Annotated in this window: 19 protein-coding genes; 2 read left to right on the forward strand and 17 right to left on the reverse strand. The window is 47.4% G+C overall.

All coding sequences use genetic code 11. From position 1 onward, the window contains the following. Positions 1-9: 9 nt before the first annotated feature. The 16 genes from G3352_RS19885 to serS form a co-directional block, all read right to left on the reverse strand. Positions 10-777, reverse strand: a complete 768-nt coding sequence (locus tag G3352_RS19885; RefSeq protein WP_163759095.1) for a LamB/YcsF family protein — start codon at positions 775-777, stop codon at positions 10-12. Beyond that, positions 777-1,808, reverse strand: coding sequence for a 5-oxoprolinase subunit C family protein (locus G3352_RS19890; RefSeq protein ID WP_163759096.1), 1,032 nt, complete (start codon positions 1,806-1,808; stop codon positions 777-779). Before G3352_RS19890 ends, G3352_RS19885 begins: the two co-directional genes overlap by 1 nt. Then, positions 1,805-2,515 carry a 5-oxoprolinase subunit PxpB gene (gene pxpB / locus G3352_RS19895; protein WP_163759099.1) on the reverse strand — a complete coding sequence of 237 codons (711 nt, stop codon included), beginning with the start codon at positions 2,513-2,515 and terminating at the stop codon, positions 1,805-1,807. The genes G3352_RS19890 and pxpB overlap by 4 nt, the downstream gene beginning before the upstream one ends. Before the next feature lie 39 nt (positions 2,516-2,554). Beyond that, positions 2,555-3,385: a DUF2785 domain-containing protein gene (locus G3352_RS19900; RefSeq protein WP_163759101.1), complete on the reverse strand. Its 831-nt coding sequence runs from the start codon at positions 3,383-3,385 to the stop codon at positions 2,555-2,557. Positions 3,386-3,388: 3 nt separating this feature from the next. Continuing rightward, complete coding sequence (locus G3352_RS19905; RefSeq protein ID WP_163759103.1) at positions 3,389-3,979, reverse strand: histidine phosphatase family protein; 591 nt, start codon at positions 3,977-3,979, stop codon at positions 3,389-3,391. Between the two features lie 2 nt (positions 3,980-3,981). After that, on the reverse strand, positions 3,982-4,572 hold the full coding sequence (locus G3352_RS19910) for a DUF1572 family protein (RefSeq protein ID WP_163759105.1): 591 nt from the start codon (positions 4,570-4,572) through the stop codon (positions 3,982-3,984). 27 nt (positions 4,573-4,599) lie between these two features. Beyond that, complete coding sequence (locus G3352_RS19915) at positions 4,600-4,929, reverse strand: DUF952 domain-containing protein (protein WP_063566229.1); 330 nt, start codon at positions 4,927-4,929, stop codon at positions 4,600-4,602. Between the two features lie 51 nt (positions 4,930-4,980). Further along, positions 4,981-5,538, reverse strand: coding sequence for a GNAT family N-acetyltransferase (locus tag G3352_RS19920; RefSeq protein ID WP_163759107.1), 558 nt, complete (start codon positions 5,536-5,538; stop codon positions 4,981-4,983). 18 nt (positions 5,539-5,556) lie between these two features. Then, positions 5,557-5,958, reverse strand: a complete 402-nt coding sequence (locus G3352_RS19925) for a ribosomal maturation YjgA family protein (RefSeq protein WP_163759109.1) — start codon at positions 5,956-5,958, stop codon at positions 5,557-5,559. A gap of 3 nt (positions 5,959-5,961) precedes the next feature. After that, the gene (locus G3352_RS19930) at positions 5,962-6,513 is read right to left on the reverse strand and encodes a GrpB family protein (RefSeq protein ID WP_163759111.1); all 552 of its coding nucleotides are present in this window, start codon (positions 6,511-6,513) and stop codon (positions 5,962-5,964) included. Between the two features lie 202 nt (positions 6,514-6,715). Further along, a complete protein-coding gene (locus G3352_RS19935) occupies positions 6,716-7,813 on the reverse strand; it encodes an Ig-like domain-containing protein (RefSeq protein ID WP_240343151.1) in 1,098 nt (365 codons plus the stop codon). A gap of 339 nt (positions 7,814-8,152) precedes the next feature. Beyond that, complete coding sequence (locus tag G3352_RS19940; protein ID WP_205524960.1) at positions 8,153-9,259, reverse strand: undecaprenyldiphospho-muramoylpentapeptide beta-N-acetylglucosaminyltransferase; 1,107 nt, start codon at positions 9,257-9,259, stop codon at positions 8,153-8,155. After that, entirely contained in the window at positions 9,208-10,233 is a 1,026-nt protein-coding gene (locus tag G3352_RS19945; RefSeq protein ID WP_163759117.1) for a polysaccharide biosynthesis protein, read from the reverse strand. The genes G3352_RS19940 and G3352_RS19945 overlap by 52 nt, the downstream gene beginning before the upstream one ends. Positions 10,234-10,387: 154 nt before the next feature. After that, on the reverse strand, positions 10,388-11,647 hold the full coding sequence (locus tag G3352_RS19950) for a HAMP domain-containing sensor histidine kinase (RefSeq protein WP_163759120.1): 1,260 nt from the start codon (positions 11,645-11,647) through the stop codon (positions 10,388-10,390). Between the two features lie 117 nt (positions 11,648-11,764). Continuing rightward, a complete protein-coding gene (locus tag G3352_RS19955; protein WP_163759122.1) occupies positions 11,765-12,412 on the reverse strand; it encodes a response regulator transcription factor in 648 nt (215 codons plus the stop codon). 219 nt (positions 12,413-12,631) lie between these two features. Next, entirely contained in the window at positions 12,632-13,930 is a 1,299-nt protein-coding gene (gene serS / locus G3352_RS19960; protein WP_163759124.1) for a serine--tRNA ligase, read from the reverse strand. Positions 13,931-14,311: 381 nt separating this feature from the next. On the opposite strand from serS, the gene G3352_RS19965 reads away from it, so the two are divergent. Continuing rightward, positions 14,312-15,547 carry an MFS transporter gene (locus G3352_RS19965; RefSeq protein WP_163759126.1) on the forward strand — a complete coding sequence of 412 codons (1,236 nt, stop codon included), beginning with the start codon at positions 14,312-14,314 and terminating at the stop codon, positions 15,545-15,547. A 183-nt stretch (positions 15,548-15,730) separates the two neighbouring features. Here G3352_RS19965 and G3352_RS19970 read toward each other — a convergent pair whose 3' ends face one another. Beyond that, entirely contained in the window at positions 15,731-16,219 is a 489-nt protein-coding gene (locus tag G3352_RS19970) for a DUF2798 domain-containing protein (protein WP_163759128.1), read from the reverse strand. A 186-nt stretch (positions 16,220-16,405) separates the two neighbouring features. Between G3352_RS19970 and G3352_RS19975 the strand changes: the two genes are divergently transcribed. Beyond that, positions 16,406-16,792, forward strand: a complete 387-nt coding sequence (locus tag G3352_RS19975) for a VOC family protein (RefSeq protein WP_163759130.1) — start codon at positions 16,406-16,408, stop codon at positions 16,790-16,792. Position 16,793 lies beyond the last annotated feature (1 nt).

A 16,793-nucleotide genomic window follows, 5' to 3' on the forward strand; every position in this document is an offset into this window, starting at 1 on the left:
CTGTAGCAATCATCTAGCAATTCCAGGAGCAGACAGATTAACTCCCTCAGATTCAAGCAACGTGCGTATCTCTTGAGCAAATGCTAGTGCATGAGCTCCGTCACCGTGGATGCAAATCGTCTCTGCCTTTATGGATACAGGTGTACCTTCCGTCGACACAACAATGCCCTCTTTCACCATACGCAGCACTTGAGCAAGAGCTTGTTCCGTCTTCTGAATGACAGCCCCCGGATGACTGCGTGGGGTTAGTATCCCATCCGGTCCATAAGTTCGATCCGCAAAAACTTCACTGACACTGCGTAGTCCAATGCGATCCGCTGCCTGTATCATTGCACTGCCGGCCAGGCCATAGAGATACAGTTCCGGTTGCACCTTATAGATCGCCTCAGCGATTCCCTCAGCGAGCTGATTATCTTCAGCAGCCATGTTATACAAGGCTCCATGAGGTTTCACATGATGCATACGCCCCCCATATGATCGGACAAAAGCATTCAGCGCACCCATTTGATACACAACCATTTCATAGGCTTCCCGTGGTGTAATGTCCATACGTCTTCTGCCAAAACCCTGCAAATCCGGCAGACCGGGATGGGCGCCGATGGCAACCTGATGCTCCAATGCTTGCTGCACCGTTTGCCGCATCGTTGCCGGGTCACCCGCATGAAACCCACAAGCGATGTTCGCTGAAGTGATTAGCGGCAGAATCGACTCATCCGACTCCATCCGGTACACCCCATAACTTTCGCCAAGGTCACAGTTGATATCCACCGTGTTCATTAATGGTCCCCCATTTCTACCAATCTCCTGCGAATCAACTGATCGGTTAGCCGCCACTCCAACTCCTGTTCCAGGAATAGTTGCTGTGCTTCTTCATATGTAATCCGTTCAAAAGTAACCCGTGCCCCCGGCCTTGCCTGTGCCAGTATCGGCAAATCTACCCGGGCCACCTGGGCGATCACAGGATAGCCCCCAATGGTCTGATGATCGGCCATCAATATGATGGGTTGACCATCTGCTGGCACCTGAACTGTACCATAGGTGACGGCTTCAGACAGCCGATCCATCGGTTGACCGAGTTCCTGCTTCAGCTTTGCACCCTCCAATCGATAACCCATCCGATCCGATTGAGGAGAGATCACGTATCGTTCTTTATGGAATCGTTCCAGGCTATCTTCATTAAACGCTGCGCTGTCTTTGCCCGGCATGATACGGATAACAGGTTCAGCATGGTAGGCGGGCCATTCCCTGCTGGACAAATACCAGGCAGTTGCATGCATCCACCGGTTGCTCTTTTCGGCTTCTACACTCAATCCATGCAACGCCGCTTGTGCTTTCCGAGAAGCTTCTCCCGCAGACAACCTGTCTCCCACCTTCAAGGCACGACCTTCAAACCCACCAAAACCTGTCTTAAGATCCGTGCTTCTACTGCCCATAATCTCAGGTACTGCGATTCCACCAGCAATCGCCATATAAGACCGCAAACCGGAACGGCATCGCCCAAATCTCAGCACACTTCCAGCAAGCAACGCGACCGGACGCCATAGCGGAACAGGCAGGCCATCCACCGTTGCCGTAAGATCGGCACCACATAAAGAGATCAGCCGATTGTCATGAAAACGAAGCTCCGGTCCCGTCATCGTCATCTCTAGCACAGCTGCATCGCGGGAATTCCCAACCAATGCATTGGCTGCTCTGGCTGCAAAGGTATCCATAACCCCACCCGGATGAATTCCATACCGGCGAAATCCCATTCTTCCTTCGTCCTGAACGGTGGATAACAAACCTGAGCGAATGACTTCAATACTCATCGTTCGCCCTCCTTTTGTTCCAGATACTCCTGAAGTGATATCGATGCAAAACGAACCCGATCCCCTGCTGCCAGCAGACTTGGCGGACTTTCCAGCGGACGAAATAGCGCCAGCGGTGTGCGGCCAATACATTGCCATCCACCGGGAGTCGTCACCGGATAAACTCCCGTTTGTTTGCCACCAATACCCACCGTTCCCGCCTCAACCCGAAGCCGAGGTGTAGGTCGTCTGGGCGTAGCGATCTTCTCCGATAATCCGCCCAAATAAGGAAAACCCGGCGCGAATCCGATCATGTGAACCAGGTAATCGCCGGATGTGTGAATAGCTATGACCTCATCTGGCGTAAGCCCATGTTCAGTAGCGACGTATTCCAGGTCAGGACCCAGTTCACCGCCATAACATACGGGAATAATGATCGTTCTGGGTTCATCCAGCGTTGCCTCTTCCATCTTGTTCAACTCATGAAGCAGCATTCCACATACCTCGTGGTACGGGGAAATCAACGGATCATAGAACAGCGTGACCGATGCAAACGAAGGTAACCACTCCAAGATGCCCTGCAGTTGGCTCTTTTCCAGCAAAGCACATACCGACATCACCCTCCGGTGCACCGTTTCGGATATGGTATCCCCACAACGAATCATAACCCCTGTTTCGCCCAGAGGAGACAGCAAATCCTCTGTCCATGAATACGACAGTTCAGTCATACTATCACCCTCCTTGTCCACAAGTTTATAATTCCTTGATCATTTTTTCTCCAAAGCCTGCAAAATAAGTGAACGGACAGCCTGAAAGGGCTCTGCTTCTTCTGTCCGTATGGCAAGATAAAGCGTCTGTAGAAAGACGCGCACATTCAAGCTCATCTGGCTGATCTCCAGAAGAGATTTCCCCTCCGTCTTATCGTTCGGATTCAATGAATCAATCCAAGACGAAATATCGTTTTGCTCCAGCAGATTGCGACGAAGGATCGTGACCACTGCATGAGCAATTCGCTGATCCTCATCATAGATGTAGGCTACACTTGATTCGGTAATTTTCACAGTGAGCGCATGCAAAAGCTCCAGCAAGGCTGCCCGCTCCATATAAGGTGACTGTGCAAGATCTTCAACTGCATCTGCCGCGTGTGCCGGAGCATGCGCCCAGCCCTTTTCATCGGCATAGCCGCGAACATCTTTTTCATGCTCCAGATACGTGGTCAACCGATGATGAATAACCTCTATATCTTCCTTTTTCAGAAAAGGCCGCTGACGATCTACACTCAGAATTGGAGGCAGGAGCAGCACAGAGAAGGTTCGGGTAAACACACTGTCCGTGCCTTGTTCTCCAATACCATGAAAAAGATGCTGATCATCCAGCGCCATATGTAACAGCTGACTGAGCTGTTCTTCCGAAAATACACCCTGTCCAATCCAGGTCGCAAACGTAACATAGATCAATTCATCCCGCAGAACCGGGTCTGGACTGCCAATATGCTGCATCATATGCAGAGCCAATTCGTAAGGATGTTCCACTTCATGGGCGGATAGGTTAGCCGACTGAATCTGCCGCAATTTCTGTTTTAATGCCAGAGCATCCATATATCACAACTCCTTGGAGGAATTCAGATGCACGCTGCAATTGTATAGCTCACATTGCCAAGAATTCGTTTCCCAAGAAATCCGGGTGATCGACGTGTTGGACAGCTTTGCGCTTACATCAAGTTCAGGCACCAAACCTCGCAGTGTATTACGGAGAATGGCACCATGGCTGACAACGATCACTCTTCCACTGGGATGCTGACGTACAATATCTTCTATCGCGGCACTGCCCCGAATCGTACCTGCATCCGCAAGTTCCCGGCCTAAATCCAGAGTATTCCAATCCGCTCCCCATTTGGCTAGACGTTCAGCTTCGGTCGTGCCTTCCACCTGCCCACCGCCCATTTCACGCAACCTCGGGTCCAAATGAATCTCTTGTATTCCCAAACGATCTCCAATGATGCGAGCCGTCTCACTTGCACGCTCCAGATCACTTGCATAGATGGCATCCCACGTTTCCTCACTCAGTCTTGCAGCAAGCAATAGTGCCTGTTCTCTTCCTTCCTGATCCAGAGGGTTATCCGTTTGTCCCTGCGAACGTTTTTCCTTATTCCACGCCGTACTTCCATGGCGAATCAATGCGATCTGTGTCATTGCTATTCCTCACCTTTACCTTTTTCTATGCGTAATTCATCATCTGTAAAATGTTTTCGTGCCTTCGGCTTGGCAAATTTGCCACCATTATATTGACTAGAACCATTTCTCGGAATGGAAAGACTGTTCCAAGCGGTTTCTTTGAGCATTTTGGCTGCATAGATAATCTGCCCCACATGATAGGGGTAATGCGCCAATTGCCGGATGATTGCCTCCATGACGGTATGTCCTTCATTGCGAATATATATAATATGAGACAGTTGCTCCGGTGTAAAAGAACGAATGGCTCCAAGCAGACAGTTCCAGCCTTCCTCCCATTTGGCGAGCAACTCTTCCCGGGTCGAAATATCATTCACAAATTCCGCATCACGTTCACGCCATGGCTTTTCTCCATCAGTTGTCAGCACATCCGTCCAACGGGACAGCATATTGCCCCATAGATGCTTCACAATAACCGCAATGCTGTTGGCATCTTCATTCCAGGATTGAAACAGCTGCTCGGATTCCAGTTGCTCCATGGCCTTTTCCCCAAGCTGTTTGTAATACAAAAATTGCTTCTCGGCTGTATCCAGAAATACCTGATTCATATCCACACGTTCACAACCCTTCACAAAATGTGTTTATTCAGGAAAAGAAAACGTCCCGTCCTCATTCGGTTCAAAGGAAATGACTTTCCGTACAGCATCCAAATTAAGTTCACCATAAATATGTGGAAATAGTTCATTCAACTCATAGAGGTCCTCATACACCAGTTCCGGCTTCAAGGCCCTCTCATCAATGCCAATCAATAATAAATCCGTGCGTCCTTGATAAAATTGAGCCGCTACCCATGGAATCTGTTCTTTAGTGGAACAATGAATGAAACCGTCCGTCTCCAGGCTATCCGGTGCATACACGCTCTGCTTGGATACCTGCTCCCATACCGCTTGGGAAATAATACTGTAGATCATTGTTCCGCCTCCTTCAATTTCTTCTATATATCCTGCATGTCATTGGAAGTATTATAGATCATCCCGGATACGGGAGTACAATTTTTGATCTGTAAACACATCTTTGATCTTCAATTGTTTACGCATTAAACCTTCATATGACATCCCCAGCTTCTCCATCACTCGTGCAGAGCCGATGTTGCCTGCATTGCATTTTCCCTCCAGCCGATTGCAGTCCAGTTCCTGAAAACAGTATTCAACAATCGGCTGCATCGCTTCTGCTGCGAGGCCTTTGCCCCAACAACTGCTGGCAATTGCGTACCCCAGTTCAGCACTTTGCATGGATTCATTCAGATGAAAAATACCACCTCGCCCGATCAGCTTCCCCGTTTCCTTCAGAATAAAGGCCCATATATAGATCGTTTTCTTCTCATAATTGTCTAACACTCTTTGAATATATTGAACGGAGTCATCCAACGTCTCATGGCAGTTCCACAGACTTTGCTGACTCACTTTCGGATCGGAGGCAAACATAAAATAATCATCGAGGTCGTTGAGCGTAAGACGTCTCAGTAACAACCGATCTGTCTCAAACTCGGGTGATTCCGTAAAAAGCTGCTCTACATTCACTTAAGTCCCTCCCCATTATCAAGCCTTCTTATTTCTCAGGAAATAACGATCCATCCCATACACACACAGAATGCCGACACCATATCTCAACAGATCCATTACCAGAAATCCACGTCCCAAAATAAGCGCACCCAGCACCGTTGAACGCACTTCGTTCAGCCAAGAGGTCTGAATCATTTGCGAACATTCGACGGCCCAGCTAAAAAGCATGCTCACGATCAGCGCCAACTCTTTGCTGCGATTAATCCAAACCATGCGTACCCCAAAATAAATCATCGCTGCCCACAAGGCATCACCGAAATGCTCTCGTACAAAATCCGGCAAAAGTTCACCAAAGTGTCTGGATGCCAGTCCTGCCGCCATGGTTATGATCACTGCGATGAAATAAATCAGCCTCTCTTTGAAAAATGCCTTCATCATGGATCAAATGCCTTCATCAAGCACTTGTAAAATAAAATCCGTTTTGGCAGCGGTATACGCTTCTCTGTCATCCTTATTCTCATCAGCAAGTTTAACTTTCAATGCCGCATAAACCTCTACCAGATCCGGCCGCTGTCTCAGCACATCCCGGAACTGGATTTGGCGATCCCAACGTTCCTCGCCTGGGCGCATCAGATGAAGATGTACAGCCCTCTTGCCATCTTTCACTCTGACCCAGAAACGTCTATATTCCCGACCATCCAGTTCAGGCGGAACGTAGTTCCAGCCTGCCGGATTCAGCTGATCGGCAATCAAGTCTATGTCCTCCCATGACTGCACCTCTCCCATCAAATCAATAATGGGCTTGGCGGGCAATCCCGGGATGGACGTGCTTCCGATATGTTCAAATCGATGAATATTGAGCTGCTGTAAAAGTCCTCTGAGCTGGCGAATCTCTTCCTGAGCCTGTAGGCCCCACATAGGGTCGGCATCAACAATCTCTACCGATTCTGTCGCCCATTTAGGCCAATTTTCCGGTTGCAGATGTTTTGTCATTCAGATGCTCCCTCCTTTGCAGGATTGAATTTCAATCGGTATTGTTCCAGGTACTTCGAATGGGCTCGTGCTTATAATTGAAGAATTCAGTTTTCATCACATCCAATTTTTTATACTTAAAAAGGGCGTATTTCTACGCCCCCTCTGTTTCTGTTCACGATGATGAAATGACCTCAATTGATATAATTCATTCGTTGAAACTTTATTTTACCGTCACCGGTATAGTAACTTTTTTATTACCCCACTTGGCGGTGATGGATGTTTTGCCCTTGCCCACGGCCACAATCTTGCCGCCCGTTACTGTGGCTACACTTGGTTTGGTACTGCTCCACACGGCACTGCTCGTTACAACCGTGGTTTTGCCTGTATCATACTGCGCCATCACACTCAGTGTTGTACTTGCCTGTGGCGATAAGACGAGTGTTTTCTGGCCTGTGATCAGCTTTTTGAGCAAAGGAACAACGGTAACCTCTGCCTTTATTGTCTGATTTTGATAAGTTCCTGTCAAGGTGGCTTGTCCTTCCGTCAGTGTTTTGACTGTACCATTTTTGACGATGGCTACATTATTGTTGGAAGAGGTCCACGTTACCTGTTTCGAAAGATTAATTGTTTTCCCATTGGCATATGTACCGATTACCTTCAACGCTTTCGATTTCTTAATATTCAGCTGCATGACAGCAGGAGTTACTTCGACTTTGGTAATCTCGTCCGTGATCGCTACGGGAACTTTAACCGTCTCTGAGCCATATTTGCCTTGTAACAGCACTCTACCAGGCGTAATACCTTTGATTTTACCACTCTCCAGCACCGCGGAAGCGCTCGATACCGTCCATACAATCTCAGATGTGACGTCTTCTTCCTTGCCGTTTGCACGCACAATGCTTACTTTGGGCAGCGTACTTTCACTACCTTTGACAAAATTATAGGAACTTGGCGAAGCTTTGATGCTTTTAATTTTATCCTGAACCTTAACCACCAATTGCGCTTTGGCGCCATCTACCTGTGCATATATCGTTGCTTCTCCCGCTGCCACAGCCTTCACTTTGCCTTTAATAATGGTGGCAACAGCTTCGTTACTCGTGGACCATGTGACGCCACCCGTAACATCCTGCTTGTTATCAAATCCTTCAATCACCGCCATCACTTGAAGTGTAGTTGTCTGGGATACACTCATCTGTTGCGGACTACTGTTGGTAATCTCGATAGATGTCACGTCACCCGTGGCTGCTAGGGCAAACGAAGGAGCCAGTAATGCCAATACTAAAATAAAGGCCAAGCTGCCTCGTATTGCTAATTTCATTCCATTCATTGCAATCTTCATCTCCTGTAATCCAATATTTTACTTCTATTATATTATATCGGAAACTCATTACATAAAAGTGAATCATGTTGGAGCAGAATCGCGGATAAGAGGAACATTCGACATTTATTACTTGATACAGCCCTCCCCCTATATTCCGAAATAAGTAGAGGCATTCTTCAAGTCATATAGAAGTGACTGAAGAATGCCTCTTTATTTAGAAGAAGAACGGGATTGTAACAGGCTGCAATCCTAGTTTAATACAATAAACGTTTTGAGATAATCAGGATAGATACGATGAGCAAAAAGAACATGACTAGCAGCAGTTCGGGAAATCTTTTACTCATGTTCAGCTCTTTCTACCGAAGAAACCGTTGTACGAATAAGCTGCAGAACCTTGTCAACCGCGTTGTCCGTTCCACTCGCCCTCATATGACCCACAATATGATCCCTCTCCTTATATACAAGGTCAATATTTCGCAGGAATGTCTGAGCAGTCAGCTCCTCTTCTTGGAGAACCCTTGCATAACCTCTCTCCTGAAAATACTTCGCGTTCAACGTCTGTCCAACAAGAGACCCGCCGTTGGCATGCGGAATTAGGAGCATCGGCTTGCGGAGCAGTAGCCACTCATGGATCGCATTGGAGCCAGCGCGTGACACGACCATATCCGCCATAGCCATTAAATCCGCAAGTTCTTCATGCACGTATTCAAATGCCTTGTAGCCTGCAAACCGTGGAAAGGATGAGTTCAATTTACCTGTACCACATATATGAATGATTTGATAACGCTTGAGCAGCTCCGGTAGTGTTTCAAGTACCATACGATTAAGCTTTTCCGAACCCTGACTGCCACCCATAATTAACAGAATAGGTCTGTCGGAGACAAATCGGCAAAAATGAATCCCCCGTGCTCGGCTGCCAAGCTTCAACTCCTCTCTGATCACAGGTCCCACGTACATCGTCTTGCTTGAACCTTTCGAGGAGGCGAACGTCGCGGTATCCATAAACGTAGTACACATCATTTGAGCGTATCGCCGTGACAGCCTGTTGGCCAGACCCGGATGAAGATCTGGCTCCAGAATCAGCACCGGAACCCGATTCCACCTGGCACCCATTACAGCAGGAACAGCCACGAATCCCCCTAACGAAAAGCATACATGAGGTTTAATTCGTAAAATGAGCAGATAAGCCTGCAGCACTCCAAGTATAATTTTGAACACATCGGAAACATTAGCCCACGCCCAATATCTTCTCAGCTTGCCTGTTGCAACCGCATGATAGTGAACAGCCGGGATTTTGCCGATTAATTGGCGCTCGATGCCATGCTTGGAACCGATATAATGGATTTCCCATTGCTCCTGAAGCAGCCTGGAGATCAGAATGAGATTGGCTGTCACATGACCGGCGGAGCCGCCTCCTGTAAATATGATCCTCCGTTTGAACACAGAAATCCCCCTCTCCACAGCATATCGCGAACCTCTGCCTTGGTCATGATGACATCCTCCGAATGATATCCTCTGCCAGGAAGAACAGATGTCCCACATCCCTCTTTATCCGCTAATTTGGGTGAAGGGTCGGCAGTGACAACAAAGTAGGACTTCTCCTCTTCCGCTTCCCTAACGTTTTCCCAATCTGAAATCAGCGTTTCATAAAGCCGTTCTCCCGGACGGGCACCGACGAAATGTATCGGAACATCCTTTTGCCCAGCATCCTCTGCCAAAACCTGTGCGATATCCGTTATTTTGCAGGATGGCATTCGGGGTACGATAATCTCGCCGCCCTCACATTGCTCCATGGCCGACAGGAGAATTTCCACGGCGTCTCCAAGGGGAAGAAAAAAACGTGTCATTCTGGAATCGGTAACGCTAAGTGGCTGCTTCAACTCAAGTTGGCGTTTGAATAACGGTACTACGCTGCCCGTGGATCCAAGAACATTCCCGCTTCGTACACAAGCAAAGTTTGTAGCGGAACGGCTGTCAGCCAATAAAATCAATTTTTCCCCGATAGATTTCGTCATCCCGTACATGCTGGAAGGATTCGCTGCTTTGTCCGTAGAGACATATACCACCTTCCGCACACCATTCTCGATTGCAGCATCAATGACGTTCTGCGTTCCGATAATATTGGTTTTGACCGCACAATCCGGTTGGTCCTCGCAGACCGGAACATGTTTAAGCGCCGCAAGATGAAAGACATAGTCTACATCCTTGCAGGCACCTGCCAGCTCCCATCGATCTCTGATATCCCCCAGTACAAACTTCACTCTCGGGTCAGAGACGGTTTGTCTCATTTGAGCCTGAAGCGATTCATTTCGTGAAAAAATACGAATCTCTTTCGGCTCCTGAACGAGCAATTGTTTGACCAACTCTTCTCCCCATGAGCCTGTGCCTCCCGTTATTAAAAAGGTTTTATTGAACATCGAATATCCCTCCATGAATTAAGTTCTGATTTGGTAATAGGCCTATCCTAAGGCAATTGTGTTACATCAGTATGACAGGGGAAGAATCGGTTTTTCGCAAAGTGAGCATGCTTTAATTCACAAAAAAACCACCATTTGCATGGCGGCTCCTTAGTTAACGTTGTATTAAAGGTAAAGAACAATAAAACATAACTTTTCCATCGGCTACGCTAAGGCCATAGTCGGCATGGTGGTTCTCCAGAATCGTCCGGGCGATAGACAAGCCCAATCCCGTCCCGCTAAACTTTTTGCTGCGCGAACTATCCATTACATAGAAGGGCTCCCATACCTGATCCCACTTTTCATGCTCTTCCTTATCCGTTTCATTGGCGATACCGAAATATGCCGCTTCCCCTTTCAGTTCAAGTGTAATGATTATTCGGTCACCGCTTGTATATTTCACCGCGTTGGTCATCCAATTGTGCAGAACAGACTCCAGCTTCCGTCGATCAGCCAGCACCCATGCCTCGGCAGTCCATCGATCCTCCATTTCCACATGCAAGCCATGCTGCTGAAATACGGTTTCATAGGTATGAAGGGTCTCCGTGAGCAATTGGCGAAGATCAACAGGTTCAAAATCGTATATTTCGGCCTGCAGACGGGATAACTCCAACAGACGGTCAATTAAACCAGCCATCTCTTCGCTCTGTTGCTGGATTACTCCAGCATAGGTTCCGTCATCCAGGCCATCCTGAATACCAGAGGCATAGACTCGAATCAGAGAGAGCGGTGTTTTCAACTCATGCGAGATATCCGAGATGAACGTTCCCAGATTGGCGTTTTTTATTTCCAAAGAATGTTGCGCCTGCTGCAATTTGTCGCTCATCACATTGATGCTGCGTCCTAAAGACTCAATCTCATCACCTGTCTTTATATCAACCTTCGCAAACGATAAATTAGAAATGGCTTCAGCCGTTTCGCTTAGTTTTGCGAGCGGTTTAACGATCCGGGCGGTATACAGCACGGAAAGCAGGATAAGCAACAGCAGCATGCCGAGCCATATGTACGCATTGAACTGATTAATAATTCGAATCGTCTCCGATGAATGGGAGATAGATTCGCCGACAGCAAACACGGAATCCCCCACCTTCACAAAGTTCACAAGAAAGCTTGATTTCAACTTGGTCTGATCATAGAATTTATTAACCCGGGCACCCTCACGCAGCGCAGAGATACTCTCTTCTGTCAGCCAAAATTTACTGAGGGCAATCCCCTTGCGGTTATATTGAAATAACAATTGATCGTTAATATCATTCACACTATCCTTCAACGAAGCATAAGCGATAGCGACCTCGTTTTGCGTTTCAAGGCTCTCAATCCGTGATATTGGAACGCCATGTTCTGTAGCAGAGATTTCGGTCGTTAACTCGGCCAACTTCTTCTTTTTTGATACAAAAAATAGCTAGGCAGGAAAAACGTATTGACGATAAAGGATAGGAAAAAGACAACACACAATGCACCGATAATGCGCACGAGCAATTTTCGGGTCAGTTTACTCATTTTGATCCTCTAGACAGTAGCCCATTCCCCGGTACGTTTTGATCGAATCTTCTCCAATTTTCTCACGCAGTCTGCGGATATGAGTGTCTACGGTGCGTTCCTCACCGAAATAATCGAAACCCCACACCTGATCCAGCAAAATTTTACGGGTTACGATCTGTCCCTTATTCATTCCCAGTACCTTCATTAATTCAAATTCCTTATGGGTAGCCCCTACATCCACTCCACAACGATAGATCTTCTGGCCTTCCAGATCCACGGTCAGTTCTCCCACAATGATCTTGGAGGAAAGTTGCAGCAGCTTCTTTACACGCAATAGCAGGATACGCGAGTCAAACGGCTTGCGCAGATAATCATCCGCCCCGGCCTTCAAGGCAACAAACTCATCATCCGATTCCCCTTTGGCTGTCAGCAGCAGTACCTTCGCCCGACTCGTACGCTTGATTTCCCGACATACCTCGACACCGCTGTGTCCTGGCATCATCCAATCCAAAACCGCCAAATCGATTTGATTATTATAAAAAAGATTCAGGGCCGCTTCCCCATCCTCGGCCAAAAACACTTGAAAGCCCTCTTTAACGAAATAGGCTTTTAATATTTGCAGCATCAGCGGCTCATCATCCGCGAGTAGCAGGTTCATATCTGCGCCTCCTTTCCAAACTGGATTCTACTATACAATCTGTACGTTACAGCTGTGTGACATACCCATCTGGTTTGGCCATTTCCCACATCCCTATACTGCGGCCTCCGTAACACAAAAGCGCTGAACACTCTTCACTGGTCCCAACATCACAGGCAAAACAAAAAGGAACCCTCACAAGGGTTCCCTTTTTACTTCTCCACACAGCTTGTAATCCTTTTAAACCTCTTCATCCTGGTGCGCCAAAACCAAATATTCAGCACCGCCCATATAGGGCTGAAGTGCGGCTGGAATACGAATGCTCCCATCCGCCTGCTGATGATTCTCCAGCAATGGAATCAGTATGCGTGGCGAAGCCACAGCCGTATTGTTCAACGTATGGCAGTAAGCAAGCTTACCTTGGGCATCGCGACAACGAATATTCGAACGCCGAGCCTGGAAATCATGCAGATTCGACGACGAATGTGTCTCCCCGTAAGCATTGCGGCTTGGCATCCAGGTCTCAATATCGTACTGTTTGTACGTTTTCTGCGACATATCCCCTGTACACACAGCCACAACACGATAAGGCAGTTCCAGCAATTGCAGTAACTCCTCGGCGTGTCCTGTAATTTCCTGCAGCATTCGCTCCGATTCTTCCGCATCCGGTGCACAGATAATGACTTGTTCCACTTTGGCAAATTGATGCACCCGGTACAATCCGCGTACATCCCGCCCGCCTGAGCCAACCTCACTGCGGAAACATGTCGATGTGGATGCCAGCTTGATTGGCTCCTGCACATCCACAATCTCATCCGCATAATACGAAACCAGCGGCACTTCCGATGTTCCCACCAGCCACTTGTTCTCGCCTACTAATTCATAGACCTGATCCCGTCCTGTGGGGAAGAACCCCGTGTTCAAGAGTGTATTCTCCCTCACCATCAGAGGAACTTCCATTGGCGTAAATCCATGCTTCAGCAGCAGATCAAGCGCAAGTTGCTGTACAGCCCGGTGCAGGAGCAGCCCTGCTCCTTTGAGCACATAGCTTCGTGTTCCGCCGATTTTCACCCCACGTGGGATGTCGATTAGGTCATGCCTTTCACCGAGCTCTACGTGATCCTTGGCCTCATAATCGAATACCGGCAGCTCACCCACACGTCTCAGCTCCACATTATCCTCATCCGATGCACCCACTGGCGTGTCCGGCGATACAACATTGGGTACCAACCATTGCAGCCTTGTCACTTCCTCTTGCACAACGGCAAGCTTGGCTTCAACTTGCTCTAACTGACCATTCAGCTGTTTCACCTGTTCCCTTAAACCCTCGGCCTGTTCACGCTCACCAGCTTGCATCAGTCTGCCAATATCTGCAGATAACGAATTACGTACTCTACGTCCTTCTTCCGTTTCCAGTAAAAGTGCTCTGCGCTCCTCGTCCCGTTCCAACAATTCGCGAATACTGATATTCATTCTCTTGCCAACTGCCGCAGCTTGCACCTCTTCTGCATGCTCCCGAATCCACTTCATTTCCAACATGGTCACCGTCTCCTTTGGCTGTAAAAATACAAAGAGCGCCCTCATCCCTTGGGACGAGGAGCGCTCTGCTCGCGGTGCCACCCAACTTGCCAAACCAGAATATTCTGGTTCAGCCTCTTGGTCCGCGATAACGGGCGGTTCCGGTTAACTTGGGGAATGGTTCGCTCCCCTGGCGAAAACGCCTCCGAGTTGGATGCTCTTCAACGGCATGGTCCGATCTGTAATTGTTGTTTTTCAGTATATACGAACTTTAGCCTCCATTGCAAGTTATCCGTGCACACCCTTACATGTCCTGTTATGATAGAGATTGTTTGTTTTTAGGAAATACTCCTGAATGGCAGACTTACTACATAACATAATATCTAGAAGGAGTTTTTCTTCATGAAAAAATTGCTTTGGATTGGATGCTTATCCTATTTCCTCATCGGACTTGCCCATGTGGTTCTCGGCTCCATCCTGCCCGTTGCTCTTGAACATTATGGCAAGGATTATAGTCAGGGGGGCACACTGATATTTGCCCAATTTGCCGGGTTCCTGGGTGGTGTATTGTTATCTCCGTGGTTGAATAAACGCTTCGGGAAACGAGGCGGTCTATTAATTGCCGCAGCTCTGCTCTGCATTGCAGAGTTATCCTATATGCTGCTGCCTCCTTGGGGCTGGATGTTCGTCATTGCACCTGCAGCCGGATTCGGCTTCGGTATGATAGAAGCTGTCATCGGTACAATCATCATTGCTGCAATTAAAGATAATACGGCGGTTGCCATGAGCCGACTTGAAGTGTTATTTGGTATCGGCGCCATGGTCATGCCTCTCATTGCAAGCGGTCTGATTTCTGCCGGGTACTGGCGCATGTCGTTCCTCGTGGTTGCCGTCTGTGCAGCGATGACTTTTATCTTCTGGGCCAAAAGTTCATTCGGTGAGCTGGACAGCGAGCTGAGTCGCCGTAGCTCAGACCAGACTCCTGTACACACTCACGCTGCTGAATCGCCAAATGGATCGAATCCTGAAGACATTAAACCAACCCGTTCAACCTATCACGGCCGTAATTTGGCTCTTCTATCTTTATTTGTTTTATTTTTCTTTCTCTATGTCGGCACTGAAATGAGCCTTGCCAACTTCATGCCAGCCATTCTGATTGAGAAAATGAACATGAAAGAAGCAGGTGCTGCACTTAGTGTTACCTGCTTCTGGATCGCCATGTCTGTTGGACGACTTTTTGCCGGATATATTGCGGAGAAATTCCAATATCGCGTCTACGTTCTGTACAGTTGCCTTGCAGCAGTTGTACTGCTGATGATCTTTCCTTTTACCAACCAGATCTGGTCGGCATTTCTGATCATTCTGTTGCTCGGGCTCGCATTATCGGGCGTATTCTCCATTGCCCTCGTCTTCGCCAGCAAAATGCTGCCTGGAACAGAAGAATCGACGCCAAGCATTCTGATTGCATCAGGTGGGGTTGGTGGTGCCATTCTGCCTTTGGTTACAGGCTGGAGTCTGGACCATCTGGAGGTTAACCAGTCGGCATGGATGCTTGCCATTTTTGCAGTTGGTCTGCTGATTATCAGCGTGATTGCGTATCAATGGCAGCGTAGGCATACTGTGAGTTCAGCATCGTAATATCTACCGAACAGAAGATAAAATTAAATTCAATTAATCATAGTTGTAAAAAGTTAGGCGTCGTAGCGTGAATGCTACGACGCCTTTTTTGATTTGAAAATGTACAATTACTTCTTTATCTTAGAGCAGTGGACGATTGCCCAGGAAATACTTTTAGGTGCTCTAAATCGGAACTAACGTTATTTAGGTTGAAGGGACTACATTCCCTTTATCCTTAATGAATTTACCGAATACATATCGAACGAGTGGTCCCAGAATAATAATTTGGTAAGGAAGCGCCAGGCTGAAATTACGAGCAATCGTATGAAGATACGTACTAAGTATGGATGCTCCATTCAACTGATTCGCAAGATAAGCGGAAATCATTCCGTACAAGGACATAATCAGAACCATCCCAATGACCATGAAAAATGACATAGCGAGCACGCCCAAAATTTTATTGGATTTGTCAAAAGGTAAGGAAAATGCAATTTTTCTCGCTACAGGTCCAACAATGAAGGACTCCACCAGGAACGCAATGATAAAACACAATATGAATTGAAGCAGTATATCTAGCGCGGACATCTTGCTCAATAACCCATTGTGCCATAAATTGAAGGCCATCATGACGATGACCATTCCTGTGCACATCATCATTCCAAAAATAATCTGTTCTTTCTTCGTTGTTGGCAAATCTCTCATCCTCTCTGTTTACCTTCGTAATTATAGAGATAATGAACCCCTCCTCATAAGTGAACATTCTGTGAACAATTATAATTTTTCCAAATTAAAATCTTATTTGACAACCTCGTGGTACAGCCCTATCATATCCCTTAAAATGGTAGAAAATATTCGCTACATATAAGGAGGATTTTAATTATGAGTTTTCAAAAGCGCATTGACCACGTCGGCATTGCCGTTCGTGATCTGGAGACCACGCTGCGTTTCTATACGGAGATTGTTGGTCTTGAATTGAAAGACCGGGTAACCCATACCAACGGTGTCATTCAGCTCGCCTTTCTCGGCTTCAACGGAAGCGATGAGACCGAGATTGAGTTAGTTCAGGGATACAGCGACAAGCTGCCTTCCGAAGGTACGGTGCACCATTTTGCCATCCATGTCGATGACCTTGAGTCTGAGTACAACCGCATTAGGGAAACCGAGGCCGAGTTTATTGATGGAGAGATTATTACACTGCCTAACGGTTACCGTTATTTCTTCATCTATGGACCTGAAAAGGAATGGATTGAGTTCTTCCAGCGCTAAG

Source organism: Paenibacillus sp. ALJ109b (assembly GCF_010747435.1).
Classification (GTDB): domain Bacteria; phylum Bacillota; class Bacilli; order Paenibacillales; family Paenibacillaceae; genus Paenibacillus; species Paenibacillus taichungensis.

Excerpts from the sequence above, each read along its gene's own strand:
- G3352_RS19885 (WP_163759095.1), bottom strand. The coding sequence starts at position 777 with ATGAACACGGTGGATATCAACTGTGACCTTGGCGAAAGTTATGGGGTG.
- G3352_RS19890 (WP_163759096.1), bottom strand. The coding sequence starts at position 1,808 with ATGAGTATTGAAGTCATTCGCTCAGGTTTGTTATCCACCGTTCAGGAC.
- pxpB (WP_163759099.1), bottom strand. The coding sequence starts at position 2,515 with ATGACTGAACTGTCGTATTCATGGACAGAGGATTTGCTGTCTCCTCTG.
- G3352_RS19900 (WP_163759101.1), bottom strand. The coding sequence starts at position 3,385 with ATGGATGCTCTGGCATTAAAACAGAAATTGCGGCAGATTCAGTCGGCT.
- G3352_RS19905 (WP_163759103.1), bottom strand. The coding sequence starts at position 3,979 with ATGACACAGATCGCATTGATTCGCCATGGAAGTACGGCGTGGAATAAG.
- G3352_RS19915 (WP_063566229.1), bottom strand. The coding sequence starts at position 4,929 with ATGATCTACAGTATTATTTCCCAAGCGGTATGGGAGCAGGTATCCAAG.
- G3352_RS19925 (WP_163759109.1), bottom strand. The coding sequence starts at position 5,958 with ATGATGAAGGCATTTTTCAAAGAGAGGCTGATTTATTTCATCGCAGTG.
- G3352_RS19930 (WP_163759111.1), bottom strand. The coding sequence starts at position 6,513 with ATGACAAAACATCTGCAACCGGAAAATTGGCCTAAATGGGCGACAGAA.
- G3352_RS19935 (WP_240343151.1), bottom strand. The coding sequence starts at position 7,813 with ATGAAATTAGCAATACGAGGCAGCTTGGCCTTTATTTTAGTATTGGCA.
- G3352_RS19945 (WP_163759117.1), bottom strand. The coding sequence starts at position 10,233 with ATGTTCAATAAAACCTTTTTAATAACGGGAGGCACAGGCTCATGGGGA.
- G3352_RS19955 (WP_163759122.1), bottom strand. The coding sequence starts at position 12,412 with ATGAACCTGCTACTCGCGGATGATGAGCCGCTGATGCTGCAAATATTA.
- serS (WP_163759124.1), bottom strand. The coding sequence starts at position 13,930 with ATGTTGGAAATGAAGTGGATTCGGGAGCATGCAGAAGAGGTGCAAGCT.
- G3352_RS19965 (WP_163759126.1), top strand. The coding sequence starts at position 14,312 with ATGAAAAAATTGCTTTGGATTGGATGCTTATCCTATTTCCTCATCGGA.
- G3352_RS19975 (WP_163759130.1), top strand. The coding sequence starts at position 16,406 with ATGAGTTTTCAAAAGCGCATTGACCACGTCGGCATTGCCGTTCGTGAT.